The 17511-nt window shown below is 72.2% G+C and carries 18 protein-coding genes; 6 read left to right on the forward strand and 12 right to left on the reverse strand.

What is annotated here, in order from left to right:
* Window positions 1-4: 4 nt before the first annotated feature.
* From DEI83_RS05510 to treS, 7 genes are all read right to left on the reverse strand, one after another.
* On the reverse strand, window positions 5-1225 hold the full coding sequence (locus DEI83_RS05510; protein WP_111080782.1) for a toxic anion resistance protein: 1221 nt from the start codon (window positions 1223-1225) through the stop codon (window positions 5-7).
* Window positions 1226-1349: 124 nt separating this feature from the next.
* Entirely contained in the window at window positions 1350-1928 is a 579-nt protein-coding gene (locus DEI83_RS05515; protein WP_111080783.1) for a TerD family protein, read from the reverse strand.
* A 63-nt stretch (window positions 1929-1991) separates the two neighbouring features.
* Window positions 1992-2573, reverse strand: a complete 582-nt coding sequence (locus DEI83_RS05520) for a TerD family protein (protein ID WP_111080784.1) — start codon at window positions 2571-2573, stop codon at window positions 1992-1994.
* A 34-nt stretch (window positions 2574-2607) separates the two neighbouring features.
* Window positions 2608-3195, reverse strand: a complete 588-nt coding sequence (locus tag DEI83_RS05525; protein WP_111080785.1) for a TerD family protein — start codon at window positions 3193-3195, stop codon at window positions 2608-2610.
* Between the two features lie 91 nt (window positions 3196-3286).
* Window positions 3287-4477, reverse strand: a complete 1191-nt coding sequence (locus tag DEI83_RS05530) for a DUF475 domain-containing protein (RefSeq protein ID WP_258371071.1) — start codon at window positions 4475-4477, stop codon at window positions 3287-3289.
* Between the two features lie 15 nt (window positions 4478-4492).
* The gene (locus tag DEI83_RS05535; RefSeq protein ID WP_375334649.1) at window positions 4493-5251 is read right to left on the reverse strand and encodes a 3'-5' exonuclease; all 759 of its coding nucleotides are present in this window, start codon (window positions 5249-5251) and stop codon (window positions 4493-4495) included.
* A gap of 94 nt (window positions 5252-5345) precedes the next feature.
* On the reverse strand, window positions 5346-7088 hold the full coding sequence (treS, locus tag DEI83_RS05540) for a maltose alpha-D-glucosyltransferase (RefSeq protein WP_111080881.1): 1743 nt from the start codon (window positions 7086-7088) through the stop codon (window positions 5346-5348).
* Window positions 7089-7198: 110 nt separating this feature from the next.
* Here treS and DEI83_RS05545 point away from each other — a divergent pair, with 110 nt between their 5' ends.
* Together DEI83_RS05545 and DEI83_RS05550 are read left to right on the forward strand one after the other, a co-directional pair.
* Window positions 7199-8302 carry an alpha/beta fold hydrolase gene (locus DEI83_RS05545; RefSeq protein ID WP_258371072.1) on the forward strand — a complete coding sequence of 368 codons (1104 nt, stop codon included), beginning with the start codon at window positions 7199-7201 and terminating at the stop codon, window positions 8300-8302.
* A 5-nt stretch (window positions 8303-8307) separates the two neighbouring features.
* Window positions 8308-9390: a glycosyltransferase family 1 protein gene (locus DEI83_RS05550; protein ID WP_111080883.1), complete on the forward strand. Its 1083-nt coding sequence runs from the start codon at window positions 8308-8310 to the stop codon at window positions 9388-9390.
* Window positions 9391-9412: 22 nt separating this feature from the next.
* On the opposite strand, the gene DEI83_RS05555 is transcribed toward DEI83_RS05550, so the two are convergent.
* The 3 genes from DEI83_RS05555 to DEI83_RS05565 form a co-directional block, all read right to left on the reverse strand.
* Complete coding sequence (locus DEI83_RS05555; RefSeq protein ID WP_111080787.1) at window positions 9413-10177, reverse strand: hypothetical protein; 765 nt, start codon at window positions 10175-10177, stop codon at window positions 9413-9415.
* A gap of 93 nt (window positions 10178-10270) precedes the next feature.
* Window positions 10271-10909, reverse strand: a complete 639-nt coding sequence (locus DEI83_RS05560) for a histidine phosphatase family protein (protein ID WP_111080788.1) — start codon at window positions 10907-10909, stop codon at window positions 10271-10273.
* Window positions 10906-11823 carry an NAD-dependent protein deacetylase gene (locus tag DEI83_RS05565; protein WP_111080789.1) on the reverse strand — a complete coding sequence of 306 codons (918 nt, stop codon included), beginning with the start codon at window positions 11821-11823 and terminating at the stop codon, window positions 10906-10908. The genes DEI83_RS05560 and DEI83_RS05565 overlap by 4 nt, the downstream gene beginning before the upstream one ends.
* A 132-nt stretch (window positions 11824-11955) precedes the next feature.
* Between DEI83_RS05565 and DEI83_RS05570 the strand changes: the two genes are divergently transcribed.
* The gene (locus tag DEI83_RS05570; protein WP_111080884.1) at window positions 11956-12771 is read left to right on the forward strand and encodes an RNA methyltransferase; all 816 of its coding nucleotides are present in this window, start codon (window positions 11956-11958) and stop codon (window positions 12769-12771) included.
* A 124-nt stretch (window positions 12772-12895) separates the two neighbouring features.
* Window positions 12896-14155 carry a D-alanyl-D-alanine carboxypeptidase family protein gene (locus DEI83_RS05575; RefSeq protein ID WP_146243242.1) on the forward strand — a complete coding sequence of 420 codons (1260 nt, stop codon included), beginning with the start codon at window positions 12896-12898 and terminating at the stop codon, window positions 14153-14155.
* 52 nt (window positions 14156-14207) lie between these two features.
* Here the strand turns inward: DEI83_RS05575 and DEI83_RS05580 are convergent, their stop codons facing one another.
* A complete protein-coding gene (locus tag DEI83_RS05580) occupies window positions 14208-14813 on the reverse strand; it encodes a TetR/AcrR family transcriptional regulator (RefSeq protein ID WP_181431080.1) in 606 nt (201 codons plus the stop codon).
* 92 nt (window positions 14814-14905) lie between these two features.
* Between DEI83_RS05580 and DEI83_RS05585 the strand changes: the two genes are divergently transcribed.
* Complete coding sequence (locus DEI83_RS05585; protein WP_111080792.1) at window positions 14906-15439, forward strand: hypothetical protein; 534 nt, start codon at window positions 14906-14908, stop codon at window positions 15437-15439.
* 54 nt (window positions 15440-15493) lie between these two features.
* Here DEI83_RS05585 and DEI83_RS05590 read toward each other — a convergent pair whose 3' ends face one another.
* Complete coding sequence (locus DEI83_RS05590) at window positions 15494-16279, reverse strand: SGNH/GDSL hydrolase family protein (RefSeq protein ID WP_111080793.1); 786 nt, start codon at window positions 16277-16279, stop codon at window positions 15494-15496.
* 24 nt (window positions 16280-16303) lie between these two features.
* Here DEI83_RS05590 and DEI83_RS05595 point away from each other — a divergent pair, with 24 nt between their 5' ends.
* On the forward strand, window positions 16304-17470 hold the full coding sequence (locus DEI83_RS05595) for an acyl-CoA dehydrogenase family protein (protein WP_111080794.1): 1167 nt from the start codon (window positions 16304-16306) through the stop codon (window positions 17468-17470).
* Window positions 17471-17511 lie beyond the last annotated feature (41 nt).

The following is a 17511-nucleotide window of genomic DNA, read 5'->3' on the forward strand; positions in this document are numbered from 1 at the left end:
GTCGTCATCGCGTGACCGATCGCTGGTCGCCCTCGCCCTGTCGGGCACGCTCCAGGTACGGCTTGGCGCGCTGGATGCCCGACTCGAGCGCCGACACGGTCGAGGACATGTTCTGCGCGGCCTGCGACCGGAAGGAGTCGATGGCGTCCATCGTCTGGAAGACGTTGTCGAACGCCTTCTGCAGGGTCTCGACGCTCACGCCGGAGTTCGTCGCCTGCTCGTGGATCCGGGTGGTCTGGTCGCGCAGCATCTCGCTCGTCTGCAGGATCATCGCGTTGGTGGTGTTGTTCACCGCGTCGATCTGGTCGAGGACCATCTTCTGGTTCGCCAAGGCCTGCGCCACGACGACGGCCGTGCGAAGCGCCGCGATCGTCGTCGTGCGGGCACGCTCGACGCCCTTGATGAGCTCGGTGTTGTTCTTCCGCACGAGGTCCATCGCCAGGTAGCCCTGCACCGAGACGGCGAGCTGCGTGAGGATGTCCTGGTGCCGCTGACGCACCGGGAAGAGCACGTCCGACTCGAGCTTCTGCGCCTCGTCGACCCGGCCGCCGTTGCGCAGGGCCTCGATCTTCGCGACGGTCGCCGCGTCGAGGGCCTTCGCGAACACCGCGTACTCGCTCAGCTGCTGCATGGTCTCCCACAGCTGGACCTTCTCGTCGGCGAGGGTCGCGTTGTCCTTGCGGAGTTCGTCCTGCCCGGCCATGAGCGACTTGATGATCTTGTCGAGCTGGGTCTGCGCCGACTCGTAGCGCTGGAAGTACTTCGCGAGCTTGTTGCCGCCCGGGATCATGCCGAGGATCTTCCGACCCGTGCTGAGGTCGGCCTGGTTCGGCGTGAGGTCCTCGACCGTGGAGCGCAGGTCGCCGAGCGTCGTCGCCACCTTCACCTGCGCGTCGTCGCCGGAGCGCTTGGCGCCGGACACGGACGACTGCGAGCGCTCGAGCATCCGTGAGGAGAAGCCGCCGGAGCGGGCGATCTCGGAACCGGCGATGGCGTTGATGCCGTCCACCTTCTCGGTGAACGCCGGTGACCGCGGGTCGAGGGACGCGACCTCGTCGACGAACTCCCGGGCCTGCGCGGCGATCTGCGACTGCCGCTCGGCGTCGACGGGCACCATCCCCGGGGCGTCGTCCGGGGTGACGACCTCGGCGGCGTCGGCAGCGCGGAGGACGAGGGCGTCCTGGGACGGGTCGGTGGGCTCCGGCGGAGCGAGCGGTCCGGGCATCGGTGGTCTCCTGTGACTGGTGGGACGGCTGCGTGGTGCGAGGGCGCTCGGGGGGAGCGGAGGTCTTCGTACCGGTGGAGGTGGTGCCCGGCCGTCCAGGCGGCCGACCGGGCACCGATCGGCGTCAGCCGAGCTGGACGCCGAAGTCGGTCGCGACACCGGCGAGACCGGACTGGTAGCCCTGCCCGACGGCACGGAACTTCCACTCGGCACCGCTGCGGTAGATCTCCGAGAAGATCATCGCGGTCTCCGGAGCGGCGTCCTCGGACAGGTCGAAGCGCACGATCTCCGCGCCCTCCTGGTCGAGCACTCGCGAGTAGGCGCTGCGCACCTGCCCGAAGTTCTGGCGGCGGGCCTCGCCCTGGTCGATCGAGACGACCACGACGACCCGCTCGACGTCGGCCGGCAGGGTCTGCAGGTCGATGACGATCTGCTCGTCGTCACCGTCGCCCTGACCGGTGCGGTTGTCGCCCTTGTGCTCGACCGAGCCGTCGGCGCTCTTCGGCTGGTTGTAGAAGATGAAGTCCGCGTCCGAGCGCACCTTGCCGTCCGCGCCGACGAGGAGGGCCGACGCGTCGAGGTCGAAGGCCTCGCCGGCGGTCGTGCGCGGGTCCCAGCCGAGGCCGACGGTGGCCACGGTGAGCCCGGGGCTCGTCTTGGTGAGGGAGAGGTTGTTGCCCTTGGAGAGGGAGAGTCCGGCCATGATCGGTCCTTTCGGGTGGTCGTGCGCGGTCAGTCGAGCACGGGAGTCGTTCGGGCGGTGCCGTCAGTCGAGGACGACGCCGTAGTCGGTCGCCACGCCCCGGAGCCCGGTGGCGTAGCCCTGACCGACGGCGCGGAACTTCCACTCCCCGTCGTACCGGTAGATCTCGGAGAAGATCATCCCGGTCTCCGACGCGGCGTCCTCGGTGAGGTCGAAGCGGACCACCTCGTTGCCGGTCTCGTCGTTCACGACGCGGCAGAAGGCCCCGCGGACCTGTCCGAAGCTCTGGTGTCGGGCGTCCGCCTGGTCGATCGTCACGACGAAGACCACGCGGGCGACGTCGGGCGCGACGAGGTCCAGGTCGACGAGGATCTGCTCGTCGTCCCCGTCGCCGTCGCCCGTCCGGTTGTCGCCCTGGTGGACGACCGAGCCGTCGACCGACTGCAGCTGGTTGTAGAAGACGAAGTCGTCGTTCGACCGGACCTTGCCGTCGGCGCCCACGAGCAGGGCCGAGGCGTCGAGGTCGAACTGCTCCCCGGCGGTCGTGCGCGGGTCCCAGCCGAGCCCGATCATGGCCTTGCGCAGGCCCGGGTCGGTCTTGGTGAGGGACAGGTTCGTCCCCTTCGAGAGCGAGAGGGTCGCCATCGGTCGTCCTTCCGTCGGTGCCGGTGGTACGCGGTCAGAGCGCCGCGGCTGCGGGACCGACGAGGTCCTGCACGGTCCGGCCGTCCGCCCGCTCACCGATCGCGGTGAAGCTCCATCCTGCTCCGGTCCGGGACACCTTCGCCATCACCATGGCGGTCTGCGGGCCGGAGTCGGTGAGCTGGTAGCGGGCGACCTCGGGTGCACCGGCCGTCGAGTCGTCGACCACGCGGCAGAAGGCGTTCTGCACGTTGTCGAACGTCTGCCGGCTGTAGCTGCTGATCACGAAGACGATCTGCTGCACCGCGCCGTGGACCGCACCGAGGTCGATGCGGATCACCTCGTCGTCGCCGTCCCCGGCGCCGGTGAGGTTGTCACCGGTGTGCTGGGCGGAGCCGTCCTTGCTGCGGAGCTGGTTGAACCAGACGTAGTCGACCGGCTGGCCGTCGGCGCCGAAGAAGATCGCGGAGGCGTCGAGGTCGACGTCGGCGCCCTTGCGGCCGCCGAACAGCCCGCGCTTCGTCGCGACGGCGTCCCAGCCGAGGCCGAGGCGGACGCGCGACAGTGCGCTGCCGTCGTTCTTGGTGAGCGAGAGCGCTTGGCCCTTCTGGAGGCTGAGACCCATGGCGGTGAACCCTTCGTCGTGGTGCGGTCGGGGAGTCGACCCCGTTGTCAGGTGGCGCCGTCGCTGCGGTGCCGAGCCGGGAGGCGCGGTGTCAGGAGGCGACGGTGGCGCGCTGGTCGGCGGGCTGGTGCGCGCCGGCCTTGCGCTTGTTGCGGACCACCGACGAGACGAACGCGGCGATGATGAAGACGACGCCGATGAGGCCGGTGACGACCTCGTTCACCTCGGTGGTGATCGTGACGAGCAGGATCGCCGCGAGCGCACCGATCGCCCAGTGCGCACCGTGGTCGAGGTACTCGAACTCGTCCAGCGTGCCCTGCCTGACCAGGAAGACGGTGAGAGAGCGGACGAACAGGGCGCCGATGAGGCCCAGACCGAGCGCGATGATGATCGGGTCGGCGGTGATCGCGAAGGCCCCGATGACGCCGTCGAACGAGAACGAGGCGTCGATGACCTCGAGGTAGAGGAACAGCAGGAACGCGGCCTTGCCCGCGACGTTCCCGACCTTGCGCTTGGCGCTCATCCGGTTCGCCTCGGCGACCATCTCGCCGGTGTTCTCGAACGAGTTGCCGTCGTCGTCCGGGTCGTCGACGTCGAACAGGCCGCCGAGTCCGGTCACCAGGAAGTAGGTGACGAGACCGGAGATCCCGGCGATGAGGACCGTCGACTGGTGGTCACCAGCGGTGGTTCCCGCGATGGCGAGGACGGCGAGTGCGACGACGACGTTGACCATCGGGAGCTTGCCGATGAAGAGCAGCGGGCGCTCGAGCCACGTGAGCCACAGGATCTCGCGCTCCTCGAACATGAAGTCGAGGAAGATCATGAGCAGGAACATGCCACCGAAGGCGGCGATCTGCGGATGCGCCTCGTGCAGGAGGTAGGCGTACGTGCCGGGCTCGTCGATCGGGCCCTTCTCGAGCGCGAGCTGGACCGCCTCGATCGGGTTGAGCGACGCCGTCACGCCGACGATGAGCAGCGGGAACAGGATGCGCATGCCGAACACGGCGATGATGATGCCCACGGTGAGGAACATCTTCTGCCAGAACGGGTTCATCCGCTCGAGGATGCGGGCGTTGACGACCGCGTTGTCGAAGCTGAGGCTGATCTCGAGGATGCCGAGGATGGCAGTGATGATGACCGCGCTCCACCCGCCGTAGACGAGGGCCACGGCCAGGGCGAGCACGGTGATGGCCAGGGACCACCCGAAGGTCTTCAGGAACACGTGCGCGGATCTCCCCTTGGTGCATGGTGCGGTCGTCGAGGGGACGGCAACGTCGAGCACGCCCCGTTCGGGATGCTACATGCTCGGGGCCGAGTGGCGACGAGGCCAGCGCCCGTCGGCGGTGAACGTCGGGTCACGCTTCGCCCGCATGTACTCCTGGAACGACGTGGCCTGCTCGGAGCACCACACCACCTGCTTGCGGTGGAGCTCCTCGGCGCTGATGCCGAGTTCGTCCGGGTACTTCGCAGCGATGGCCTGTGCGACCCGGCCGGCGGCGATCGCGTCCGCACCGGCGTCGTGCGCGTCGTCGAGCTGGACGCCGTACAGCTGCGACGCCGCCTCGAGCGTCCGCTTGCCCTTCCGGTAGGTGTCGAGCGCCTTGTCCATGACGAGCGGGTCGACGACGTTCCCGATGACGGGGGACGCGATGCCGTGGCGCTTCGCCTCGCGGTCGAGGACGGTGAGGTCGTACGGGGCGTTGTAGATGACCAGGGGGATGCCGCGCGCGAACACGGCTTCGACCGCGGCGACGATCTCGGCCACGACCTCGCCGGCGGGGCGGCCCTCGGCCTGCGCCCGCTCCGTCGTGATGCCGTGCACCGCGGACGCCTGCTCGGGGATGGCCACGCCGGGGTCGGCGAGCCAGGTGCCCTCGACGATGGACCGTCCGGTCATGTCGATCAGCCCGACGTGCGCGGTGACGATCCGGGCGGTCTCGACGTCGATGCCCGTCGTCTCGAGGTCGAACACGCCGAGCGCGTGCCACCACGGGCGGGTCGTCAGGTCCTGCGGGGGCCGGGTCGTCGGGTCGATCGCGGCAGCGGGGGAGGTCACGGTCGTCAGGCTAGCCAACCGCACCGACACCGCGACACGACGCGCGCGGCGGACGGGGGACGGGCCTCCCGGGCAGTCGGCGCGTCACCGGGCGTCAGACCGCCGCCGACGTCCCGACCGGTGCCGGCGTCGCGGCGCCCTGCCCGACGTGCAGCCAGTAGAAGGCCTGCGTGCCGAGCGTCAGGGTGACGTTCCCGTCCTCGTCGAACGAGGGGAACGCGCCGCCGCCGAACAGGTCGACCAGCGGCCGGCCGGCGTACTCGGGTGCCGAGACGGTGACCGAGGTCGGGTTGTGCGCGAACGAGAACACGCACAGCACGTCCTCGGCGCTCGGCCCGAACTGCTGCGTCGAACCGCCCCACGACCGGACGAAGGCGAGCACGCTCTCGTTCGAGGTCCGCTGCACGGCGAGCGACCCCATCCCGAAGACCGGGTGTGCCTTGCGGACGTGGATGACGTTGCGGATCCAGTGCAGCAGCGACCGCGACTGGGCGAGCTGCGCCTCGACGTTGACCTGCGCGTAGTTGTAGACGAGCGACTGCACGACCGGCAGGTAGAGCTTGCCCGGGTCGGCGGAGGAGAACCCGGCGTTGCGGTCCGGCGTCCACTGCATCGGGGTGCGGGAGGAGTCGCGGTCCGGCAACCAGATGTTGTCGCCCATGCCGATCTCGTCGCCGTAGTAGAGGAACGGCGAGCCGGGCAGCGAGAAGAGCAGCGCGTGCACGAGTTCGAGTTCCGCGCGCGAGTTGTCGAGCAGGGGTGCGAGGCGCCGTCGGATCCCGATGTTCGACCGCATCCGCGGGTCGTAGCCGTACCAGCCGTACATCGCCTGCCGGTACTCCTCGCTGACCATCTCGAGCGTCAGCTCGTCGTGGTTGCGGAGGAAGACGCCCCACGCGGCGGTCTCCGGCACGTCGAGGGTCTCCGACAGGATCGCCGCCAGCTCCTTGGCGTGCTGCGCGCGGAGCGAGTAGAAGATGCGCGGCATCACCGGGAAGTCGAAGGCCATGTGGCACTCGGGCTCCTCGTCGGTGCCGAGGAAGGCCGCGGTCTCGCGGGGCCACTGGTTCGCCTCGGCGAGCAGGACGCGGCCGGGGTACTCGTCGTCGACCATGGCCCGCAGCTGCTTGATGAACTCATGCGTCTCGGGCTCGCCCTCGCCGTTGCCCTCCTCCGACTGGAACAGGTACGGGATCGCGTCGAGCCGGAGTCCGTCGACGCCCAGGTCCAGCCAGTGCCGGACGACGTCGTACACCGCCTCGACGACGGCCGGGTTCTCGTAGTTGAGGTCGGGCTGGTGCGAGAAGAACCGGTGGAAGAAGAACTGGCGTCGGACCGGGTCGAACGTCCAGTTCGAGTCCTCGGTGTCGACGAAGATGACCCGGATGTTCTGGTACTCCTGGTCGGTGTCGCGCCAGACGTAGAAGTCGCCGTAGGGACCGTCCGGGTCCTCCCGGGACTGCTGGAACCACTCGTGCTGGTCGCTCGTGTGGTTGATGACCATGTCGATGACGATCCGCATGTTCCGCTCGTGCGCCTTCGTGACGAGTTCGCGGAACTCCTCGAGCGTGCCGAACTCGGGCAGGATCGCCTTGTAGTCGGAGATGTCGTACCCGCCGTCACGGAGGGGCGACCGGAAGAACGGCGGCAGCCAGAGCGCGTCGACGCCGAGCCACTGCAGGTAGTCGAGGCGGCTGATGAGGCCCTGCAGGTCGCCGGTGCCGTCCCCGTTCGAGTCCACGAACGACCGGATCATGCACTCGTAGAAGACCGATCGCTTGTACCAGAGCGGGTCGAGCGTGAGTCCGGGCTGCTGGATCGGGGCTGTGAAGGACACCGTGCTCCTCGTCGTGGTCGGCGGACCGCCGATCGGGCGGGCCGCCCCGGACACGGTAGACGCGGCACGCCGGACGCGCACGCCGGATCGTCTTCCCTAGACTGACGCGGATGCAACCGCCCGTGCTGTCCCCGTACCAGTCGCTCATGGCGGCGACCCCCGTCGTGCACCGCGCGGTCCAGGTCGACGGCCGGACCACCCACTACTGGGAGTACGGCCCCGGTGACGACGCCACCCTCGGCACCGGCACCGGCACCGGCACCGGCACCGCATCCGGCGCCACCGTGCAGCTCGGCGGCCCGGGCGGACCGGCGGCGACCGTGCTCGCCGTGCACGGATTCCGGGGGGACCACCACGGCCTCGAGTCGATCGCGGCGCACCTCGTGTCGGGCCATCCGGAGGGCGTGCGCGTCATCGTGCCCGACCTGCCCGGCTTCGGCGTGTCCGACCCGCTCCCGACGTCGGACCTCGACGCCTACGTCCACTGGCTCGACGGCTTCCGGGCCGCGCTGGGCCTCGGCCGTGACACCGTCGTCCTCGGTCACTCCTTCGGCTCCATCGTCGTCGCGGCCGCGGTGGCCGACGGACTCGACACCCGGCTGCTCGTGCTCGTCAACCCGATCGCGGCCCCGGCCCTGCAGGGTCCCCGCGCTGTCGGTACCGGCATCGCGATCGCGTACTACCGTCTCGGCGCCCGACTGCCGCGCGCGCTCGGCCTCGGGTTGCTGCGGAACCGGGGGATTGTGCGCGCGATGAGCGTCGCGATGCTCAAGTCAGCCGACCCGGCCCTCCGACGGTGGGTGCACGACCAGCACGACCGGTACTTCTCGGCCTTCGCGGACCGGACGAGCGTGCTGCAGGCGTTCCGGACGTCCGTCACCCACGACGTCGCACAGTTCGCCGACCGGATCACGGTCCCGGTGCTCATGGTCGCCGCCGAACACGACGACATCACCGCGGTCCCCGAGCAGCGCGCCCTGGCGGCCCGGCTCCGGGACGCCGAACTCGTCGTCGTGCCCGGCGTCGGGCACCTCGTGCACTACGAGACGCCCGCCGAGGCATCCGCCGCGGTGCTGCGGCGGATGCGGGACACCACGGCCGCGCCGACCAACCGTGGGCGGAAGCGACCGGGTCCCGCGCGTCGCGCCTCCGGCCGGACCGGTCCCGACCGGACCACCGGCGAGCCCGACCGCACCACCGGGAGCGACGCGTGACGCGCCTGCGCATCGGCATCGACTGCCGCTACGTCCGGATCGGCCGGCACGACGGGATCAGCCGCTTCACGGCAGGCGTCGCCGCGCACCTGCCGGACCGTCACGACCACGTCCTGCTCGTCTCCGACGAACGCCAGCTGGCGTCCCTGCCCGAGGGTCTGCCGTGGGAGCTCGTCCCCGCGCCGACGGACCCGGGCGAGCCCCTCGTGGCCCGACACGTCAACCGACTCGGTCTCGACGCGGTGTTCTCGCCGATGCAGACGATGGGCTCGCGCGGCCGGCGGTACGCGCTCGTGCTCACGCTGCACGACCTCATCTACTACCGGAACCGCACGCCGCCCCGCGAGTTCTCGTGGCCCCTGCGCCTCGGCTGGCGCGCGTTCCACCTGGCGTGGTGGCCGCAGCGTCTCCTGCTGAACGGGGCCGACGGCGTCGTCACGGTGTCCGGGACGACCGCCGGGCTCATCGCCGAGCACCGCCTGACGACCCGACCGGTGACCGTCGCGTACAACGCCGCCGACCCGGCGGCACCGCGCTCCCCGGGGGGCGGGCGGACGAGGTCGCTCGTGTACATGGGCTCGTTCATGCCGTACAAGAACGTCGAGACGCTCGCCGCGGCGCTGCCCCTGCTCGGGCCGGACTGGACACTGCACTGCATGTCGCGCGTCTCGGACGCCGACCGTACCCGACTGCAGCGGCTCGCCCCGACGGGCTCGCTCGTGTTCCACGACGGTGCCACGGACGACGAGTACCTGGCCGTCCTCCGCTCCGCCACGGCGCTCGCGACCGCCTCGCTCGACGAGGGGTTCGGCATCCCGCTCGTGGAGGCGATGGGGGTCGGCACCCCGGTCGTCGTCAGTGACATCCCGATCTTCCGGGAGATCGGTGGGGACGCCGCCGAGTACTTCGACCCGTCGTCGCCGTCCGCCGTCGCTGCCGCCGTCCGCCGCCTGGAGGCCCGCTGGGACGCCGCGTCGACGGCCTCCCTCGAGCAGGCCGGTCGGTTCCGGTGGCAGGACTCCGCCGAGCGCGTCACGCAGGCCGTCGAGCGTGCCGTGGCGGACCGGGCGGCCAGCCGCCGCGGCTGAGCCCCGTGGACGCGGCGCCCGTTCAGGGTCGGCGGGTCTGCACCTGGACACCCGGGAAGACGTCCGCGCCGACCGCTTCGGCAGCCGCCGCCACCGCGTCGAACGCCACACCCCTGCCGGTCGTGGTGACGATGACCTGCTGCGCACCGGCCTCGTCGGAGCGTCCGCCCGAGCGTGCGGCGAGGGTGCAGTCGACGGCGACGACCCCGCCGATCGCCGCGAGCCCGTCCGCCAGCTCGAGCCGGCGCTGGCTCGTCTCCGGGGAGTCCGACACCCCGACCTGCACGGGGCCGAGGTCGAGCGTGGCCCAGATCCGGACGCCCGATCCGGACGAGTCGGCCGCCGCGGTGCTCAGCGCGGTCACGAGCGTGCGTCGATCGGCAGCGGGGAGGTCGGGCTCGGCGTGCACCACCGCCGTGACGTCGTACCCGGCGAACGAGGTCTTCTCGGTCCGGGCCGTGCCCACGTCGGCGACGCCGGGCAGCGCCGAGGCGGCCGCGACGAACGCGCGGCGGTCGGCCTCCGGGCGGGGGAACACGCCGCCGACCCCGCGCTGCACCTGGGACAGGATGACGCCGAGCACGACGACGATGACCACGGCGACCGCGACCACGCCGAGCACCACCGCGGTCCACGCACGGAGCCGTTCGGGACGCGTCCGGGTCGGGACGGACGCGGTGTCCGGGCCGAACGCGGCATCGAGGTCGTCGTCGTCGTCCCACGGACCCCGCCGGAGGGCGTCGACTCCGCGGGCACGGCCGTCGGCGTGCCGTCCACCAGCGTCCACTGCATCACCTCGCAGCGACGGTCCCGTGCGTCGGGCCGCCGTGCACCGGAGGCTAGTCGGCCGAGGCCTCGGGCGCTCCCCGGGTGGGCGGTGTCAGCTGCGGCGCTCGAGCGGGTTCTGGTACTCGAAGGCGTACCGGCCCGGGGCGTCCGAGAGCTCGTCGATGGGGTCGTCGGAGCGGACGAGTTCCGCCCGGAAGCGGTCGGGGTCCCAGCGGAACGTGTGCACCGAGCCGTTGCGGATGGGGACGGTGGAGCGCTCGACGGTGCCGGGAGCCGCTGCGTCGACGACGGTCCGGATCACGGCGCCGTGGGTCGCGACGACGACCGCGCCGGCGTCGTACCGCACGGCGATCTCGGCGAGGGTCTCGGTGACCCGGTCGAGGAGCGCGGCCCGGGACTCCCGTCCAGGGACGGCGTCGTGCGGCCACCGAGCGGCGATGTCCTCGTGGGTGAGTCCCTCGGCCTCGCCGTAGGCCCGTTCGCGGAGCCCGTCGTAGCCGTCCGGTGTCGGCAGACCGAGGTGCGAGGCGATGATCGTGCCCGTCTCGAGGGCGCGGGAGAGCGGCGACGAGACGACGGCGTCGAAGGACCGACGCGCGAGCAGGACGGCGGTCTCCGCGGCCTGACGGCGTCCGGTGTCGTTCAGGGGCACGTCCGTCGAGCCCTGGATCCGCCGTTGCCGGTTCCAGTCGGTCTCGCCGTGTCGGACCAGGGAGAGGAGCGTCGTCACCCGTCGATCATCGCAGACGCGGTGAGTCGCGCCGCGAGTTCGACGAGGGTCTCGGTGGTGCCGGCGTCGAGCTTCACCGCGGCGCGTCGGTCACTGCGGGTGGCGCCGCGGTTCACGATGACGACCGGGTGCTTCCGGCGCGTGGCGTGGTCGAGCAGTCGGACGCCGCTGTTGACGGTCAGCGAGGACCCGACGACGAGCAGCGCGTCGGCCTCGGCGACGATGGACACGGCCTCGCGGAACTTCTCGGCGGGCACGAACTCGCCGAAGAACACCACGTCGGGCTTGAGCACGCCGCCGCACACCGTGCAGTCCGGCACCCGGAAACGTTCCACGTCGGCGATCTCGACGTCCCCGTCCGGCTGGAGCTGCACGGTGCCCGGCTCGTCGATCCAGGGGTTCTCGCGGTCGAGGACGGCGGCGAGGTCGGCGCGGGAGAACACCTGTCCGCACGTCAGGCACACCGCGCGGTCCATCGAGCCGTGGACCTCGACGACCCGGCGGGAACCGGCGCGGAGGTGCAGGCCGTCGACGTTCTGGGTCACGACGCCGGTCACGACGCCGGCTCGTTCGAGTGCGGCGAGCGCCCGGTGTCCGTCGTTCGGCCGTGCGGCGGCGAACGTCCGCCAGCCGAGGTGCGACCCGGCCCAGTACCGCTGCCGCTTCGCCGGGTCGGCGAGGAACTCCTGGAAGGTCATCGGCTTGCGGACCACCCGGCCTGCGCCGCGGTAGTCGGGGATCCCGGAGTCGGTGCTGACGCCCGCGCCGGTGAGCACGGCGACGCGCTTGCCCTGCAGGACCGCGACCGCGCGTTCGAGGTCGGTCGCCGGGCCGTCCGACAGCGCCGGGCCGTCCGACGCTGCGGACCGCTCCGTCGCGGTGCCGTCCGTCGCAGTGCCGTCGCTCGTCGCCATCGTGTCCACGGTACCCTCAACCGCCGAGCGTCCCCGGGCCTTCCCCGAGTGGTCGCCGACCCCGGAACGGGCCCCGGACCACGAGCCCGGACCTCCGGACCGCCCATCGACCTCCCGACCGGAACGAGCACCGTGCACCCCGTCCGCATCGACTCCCTCGACGACCCGCGCCTCGACGACTTCGCCCGGCTGACCGACGTGGCGCTCCGCCGGGTCTCCGAGCCCGAGGGCGGGCTGTACATCGCCGAGTCGAACACCGTCATCGAGCGCGCGGTCCGCGCTGGTCACGTCCCGCGGTCCGTGCTCGTGCAGGAGAAGTGGCTCGACACCGTGCTGCCCCTCGTCGCCGAGCACGACGGCCCGGTGTTCGTCGGCTCGGACGCGCTGCTCGAGGAGCTCACCGGGTTCCGGATGCACCGGGGCGCGATCGCCGCCGTGCACCGGCCGGAGCTGCCGACCGTCGCGGACGTCGTCCGGGACGCCCGCCTCGTCGTCGTGCTCGAGGACGTCGTCGACCACACGAACGTCGGTGCCGTCTTCCGGAGCGTCGCCGGGCTCGGTGCCGACGCGGTGCTCGTCAGCCCCCGCTGCGCGGACCCGCTGTACCGCCGCAGCGTCCGCGTGAGCATGGGGACGGTCCTGCAGGTCCCGTGGACCCGGATCGGCGAGTGGCCGGCGGCGGGGGAGGACCTCCGCGCCCAGGGCTTCCACGTCGCCGCGATGGCCCTGACCGACCGCTCGGTGGACCTCGAGGACTTCGTCGCAGACGTCCCCGACCGCGTCGCGCTGGTGATGGGCACGGAAGGGCAGGGCCTGACGCCCGCCGCCGTCGCCGCGGCGGACACGACCGTGCGCATCCCGATGCACCACGGTGTGGACTCGCTCAACGTTGCCGCGGCGAGCGCCGTCGGTCTGTGGGCGGTCGCCGACGCGCAGCGCCGGCGCTGACGAGCACGGTCCGTCGACGCCGCTGGCCGTGTCGGTCCGGCCCGGCCGGGAGGCCCGACACGGCACGACGCCGAGGGCGGCCGTCCCAGGGTCGCGGGCCGGGCCTCCAGTACGATCCGGTCTCGTGCCGAACGTCGTCCGCCGCCCCCGCTCCGCGCTCCGGAGGCCCGTGACGGTCGCCGTGGCCGCCGTCCTCCTGCTCGTCGTCGCGTTCCTCGCCGCCGCCGCGCTCGTGCCGTTCGCCCCGGCCACGGCGAGCACCGCCACGTACCGGGCGCCCACGGCGAGCGCACCGGAGCTGCAGTTCCCCGACTACGGGGCCACCGCCGTCGAGGCGGAGGGGTTCCCGCAGAGCCTCACGACCAGCGGCGACCGGCAGCAGCGGTCGATCGCGAGCATCTCGAAGATCGTGACGGCGCTCGTCGTGCTCGAGCAGGAGCCCCTCCCGGTCGGTGAGCAGGGCCCGTCGGTGCGGTTCACGCCGGCGATGGAGGCGCTGTACGCCGAGTACGCGGCGCAGGACGGCGAGGTCGCGCCGCTGCCGACGGACCGACGGATGTCCGAGTACCGGGTGTTGCAGGTGACCTTGATGGAGTCGGCGAACAACTACGCCGGGTCCCTGGCCCTCTGGGCGTTCGGGTCGATGGACGCGTACCGGGAGGCCGCCGGTGACTGGCTCGACGACCACGGTCTGGACGACACGACGATCGTGGAACCGACTGGCCTCGACGCCCGGAACCGGTCGACGGCGACCGACCTCGTGGACCTCGGGAAGCTCGCGCTCGCGGAACCCGTCGTCAAGGAGATCGTGGGCACGGCGTCGGTGACGATCCCCGGCGTCGGCGAGATCGAGAACTCGAACAAGCTGCTCGGCATGGACGGCGTCGAGGGGATCAAGACGGGCACGCTGGACGAGGCCGGGGCGTGTCTGCTGTTCGCGGCGACGTACGAGCGCGGCGGCCGACCGGTGACCGTGATCGGCGCGATGCTCGGCGGGGAGGACCACGACGCGCTCGACGCCGACGTCCGACGGTTGCTGCACTCGGTCGCGGACGACTTCCACGTGGTGACCCTGACGAACGAGGGGCAGACCTTCGGGACGTACGCGGCCCCGTGGCAGGACGAGGTCGACGCGACCGCGAGTCGTGCGGCGTCGGTCCTGGTGTGGGGGAGCACGACCGTGACCGCGAAGACGACGCTCGAGCCGGTGACGCTCGGGACGGCCGGCGAGCGGGTGGGCCGCGTCCGGTTCGCGGTGGAGCACCACGATCCGGTCACGGTGCCCCTCCAGCTCGACCGGGCGATCGAGGATCCGGGCGTCTGGTGGCGCTGGGCGAACCCGTTCCGGGGCGTGGAGTTCGACCCGGCTGCAGCGACGGGCTAGCGCCGACGACGGGCGGCCGACCGGGGTCGAGCGGCCGACCGGGGTCGAGCGGTCAGGGGACCCGCGTTCCGGCAGCGGCCGGGACCGCGGCGTCGAGCGCGTCGAGCGCCCAGGTGGTGTCCTCGGTGGGCGCCGCGTGGACGAGGTGCAGCGCGAGCCCGTCGACGAGGGCGTGCAGGCGCCGGGCGGCGGTGTCGAGGTCGCCCGGATCGGCGTCCGGCGTGAGGAGCGCGAGCAGCGAGCGACAGGCGCGCGCGAGTGTCCGGGTGGAGTCGTCGTGCGCGGCACGGGCGTCGGCGTCGGTCAGGGCCAGCGAGCCGAGGGTGAGCCACACCTCCATCTCGGTGCGCCGTCCCGTGTCGAGCGGGAGCAGTTCGGCGAGGCAGGCGAGCACGAACGCCCGCGGGTCGGCGTCGGGGTCGGTGGCCTCGGCGACGGCGTCCATCCGGGCCTGCACCCGCTCCCCGACGAGTCGCAGGCAGTAGGAGCGGAGCGCCACCTGGGTCGGGAAGGCGCGACGGAGCGAGGCCGTGGCGAGGCCGGCCTCCTCGGCGACCCGACGGACCGAGAAGCCGGGCAGACCGTCGCGGCTGAGGACGCGCCAGGCGGCTGCGGCGATGACGGCGTCCCGTTCGCTGTGGTCGATGAGGCGGGGCACGTGCTGATCGTACACACTCGTACTAACATCGCCGTTGTGAACACACTCGTACTCAAACCGTTCTCCGTCGCGCCGACGGCAGGAGCGGCCTCGTGATCGTCCTCATCGTCGCCTGCGAGGTCGGGTTCTGGGTCGCGGTCCTCGGCGGACTGACCCTGCGCTCGGTCGCCGGCATGCCGCGCACGGGAGCCGCGGTCCTCCTGCTCGCGCCTGTCCTCGACGCCGTGCTCCTCGTCGCCACCGCGATCGACCTGCGTGCGGGGGGAGCGGCGACGTGGGAGCACGGGCTCGCCGCGCTCTACATCGGGTTCTCGGTGACGTACGGTCACCGGATGATGCGGTGGGCCGATCGGCACCTGGCGCGGATCCGGACCGGGCAGGCCCTCCCCGCGAAGCCCGTCGGGTGGGCACACACGCGGAAGTGCTGGGGCGACGTCGTCCGCACCACGCTCGCCGCCGTGCTGTCGGCGGCCGTGCTCGGCGGGCTCATCGCCTGGGGCGGTCCGGGCACCGCGGGTGTCGAACCGCTGCTCGGGTGGTTCCCGGTGCTCGGCGTCGTCGTCGCCGTCGAGCTGCTCTGGGCCCTCGGGTACACCGTGTGGCCGAAGCGCGCGACGTCGGCCTGAACGCCGGCCGCCCGACCGCCGGGGCGGGTCGTGCCGCCTCCGTGCGGTTCCGACTCAGTCCCGCCGGACGACCGGCTGCAGGGCGGTCCGCTTCGCCGTCACCCCATCGCCGGACGACGTCCGCCGCACCCGGCGCACGACCCAGGGGACGAGGTACTCCTTCGCCCAGCCGAGGTCTTCGACGCGCGCCTCACGCCACGGCCGGGCCGCCAGGGGCTCCGGCACCGACGCGTCGAGCGTGTGCCGCACCCCGAGCGCGTCGAGCACCGCGGCGGCGACGGTCGCGTGGCCGAGCGGCGAGTGGTGGAGGCGGTCCGGAGCCCACATCCGCGGGTCCCGGAGGACTCGGAGCGCCCACAGGTTCGCGACGAGGGCGCCGTGCTTCAGCGCGATGGCCTGCAGGTGCTCGTTGTAGATCGCGGTCTTCCCACGGACCATGCCGAGCACCGGGGTCATCCCGACGTCCGGCCCGGTGAACAGCACCACCGTCGCCCCGTCGCGCCGCAGGGTCCCGATCATCCGGTCGTACCGCTCGGCGAGTTCGTCCGGGTCGGAACCGGGACGGATGATGTCGTTGCCGCCCGCCGAGACCGTGACGAGGTCCGGCCCGAGGGCGAGGGCCGCGTCGACCTGCTCGTCGACGACCTGCCCGAGCAGACGCCCGCGCACGGCCAGGTTGGCGTAGGCGAAGTCCTCGTCGGTGCCGTCCGCCAGCGTCTCGGCCACGCGGTCCGCCCAGCCGCGGTGCCCGCCGACGGACGCCGGGTCCGGGTCACCGATCCCCTCGGTGAACGAGTCCCCGATCGCGACGTACCTGGTCCACGGATGACGGTCTGACACGTGACGCGACCGTACTCTCGTCCCATGACCTCGTCCACCCCGCTCGAGCACCGCCCATGGGCCGTCCCGGACGACCTCCTCGCCCGCATCGCCGCCCGTGCTCCCCGGTACGACGCGGACAACGCGTTCTGCGCCGAGGACCTCGCCGAGCTCCGGCAGGCCGGCTACCTCCGGATCGGGGTACCGGTCCGGGACGGAGGCTCGGGGCTCGGGCTCCGTGACACCGCCGCGGTGCAGCGGACCCTCGCCACCGCGGCGCCGGCGACCGCGCTCGGACTCGGCATGCACCAGGTGTGGGTGCAGGCGGCCCGCAGCGTGTCCGCACGAGGCGCGTCGTTCCTCGGGACGGTCACCGACGCCGCGGCTGCGGACCGGCTGCTCGCCTTCGGGGTGAGCGAACCGGGGAACGACGCTGTCCTGTTCGACTCGCTCACCACCGCCGAGCCGGACGGTTCGGGTGGGTACCGGTTCACCGGGACGAAGGTCTCCACCTCGCTCGCTCCGGCCTGGGACGTGCTGAGCGTGTTCGGCAAGGACACCTCCGGGCCGGAACCACGGCTCGTGCACGGTTTCGCGGAGCGTGGCGACGGCGGAGTGCGGCACCTCGACGACTGGGACACGCTCGGCATGCGGGCCACACAGAGTCGGACGACGCTGCTCGAGGGCGTGCACGTGCCGGCGCACCGGATCGTGCGGACCCTGCCGGTCGGCCCCGTCGCCGACCCGTTCGTGTTCGGGGTCTTCGCCGCGTTCGAGCTGCTCGTCGCCTCGGTCTACGTCGGGATCGCCTCGCGAGCGATGACGCTCGCCGTCGACCGGGTCGCCGCGCGCACCGCCGTGGACGGGACGCCCCGCTCCGCCGACCCGGACGTCCGACGTGCCGTCGCCGCGATGCGCGGTGCGACCGACGCCGTGCAGCTGCAGGTGGACGCCCTGGCCCGGGACGTCGACGAGCTCGTCGTGCACGACCGCTGGTTCCCGCTGCTCGTCGGGACGAAGGCGCGGGCGGTGGACACGGCCCAGCACGTCGTCGACGAGGCCATGCGCGTCGTCGGCGGCTCGGCCTTCCGGGCGTCGGACGAGCTCGCGCGTCTCGCCCGTGACGTCCGGGCCGGGCAGTACCACCCGTCGACGCGGGACTCCGCGCTGCGGACGATCGCCGCGGCCGAGCTCGGACCGCTCCCGCGGTGACCGTCCTGCCGCGGCCGTTGCCGCGGTGCGGGGCCGCTGCT

Origin of the sequence: Curtobacterium sp. MCBD17_021, from assembly GCF_003234525.1 — a bacterium.
Classification (GTDB): Bacteria; Actinomycetota; Actinomycetes; order Actinomycetales; family Microbacteriaceae; genus Curtobacterium.

Coding starts and splice junctions, on each gene's coding strand:
- DEI83_RS05545 (WP_258371072.1), top strand. CDS start 7,199: ATGCAACCGCCCGTGCTGTCCCCGTACCAGTCGCTCATGGCGGCGACC.
- DEI83_RS05520 (WP_111080784.1), bottom strand. CDS start 2,573: ATGGCGACCCTCTCGCTCTCGAAGGGGACGAACCTGTCCCTCACCAAG.
- DEI83_RS05565 (WP_111080789.1), bottom strand. CDS start 11,823: ATGGCGACGAGCGACGGCACTGCGACGGACGGCACCGCGACGGAGCGG.
- DEI83_RS05515 (WP_111080783.1), bottom strand. CDS start 1,928: ATGGCCGGACTCTCCCTCTCCAAGGGCAACAACCTCTCCCTCACCAAG.
- DEI83_RS05595 (WP_111080794.1), top strand. CDS start 16,304: ATGACCTCGTCCACCCCGCTCGAGCACCGCCCATGGGCCGTCCCGGAC.
- DEI83_RS05510 (WP_111080782.1), bottom strand. CDS start 1,225: ATGCCCGGACCGCTCGCTCCGCCGGAGCCCACCGACCCGTCCCAGGAC.
- DEI83_RS05525 (WP_111080785.1), bottom strand. CDS start 3,195: ATGGGTCTCAGCCTCCAGAAGGGCCAAGCGCTCTCGCTCACCAAGAAC.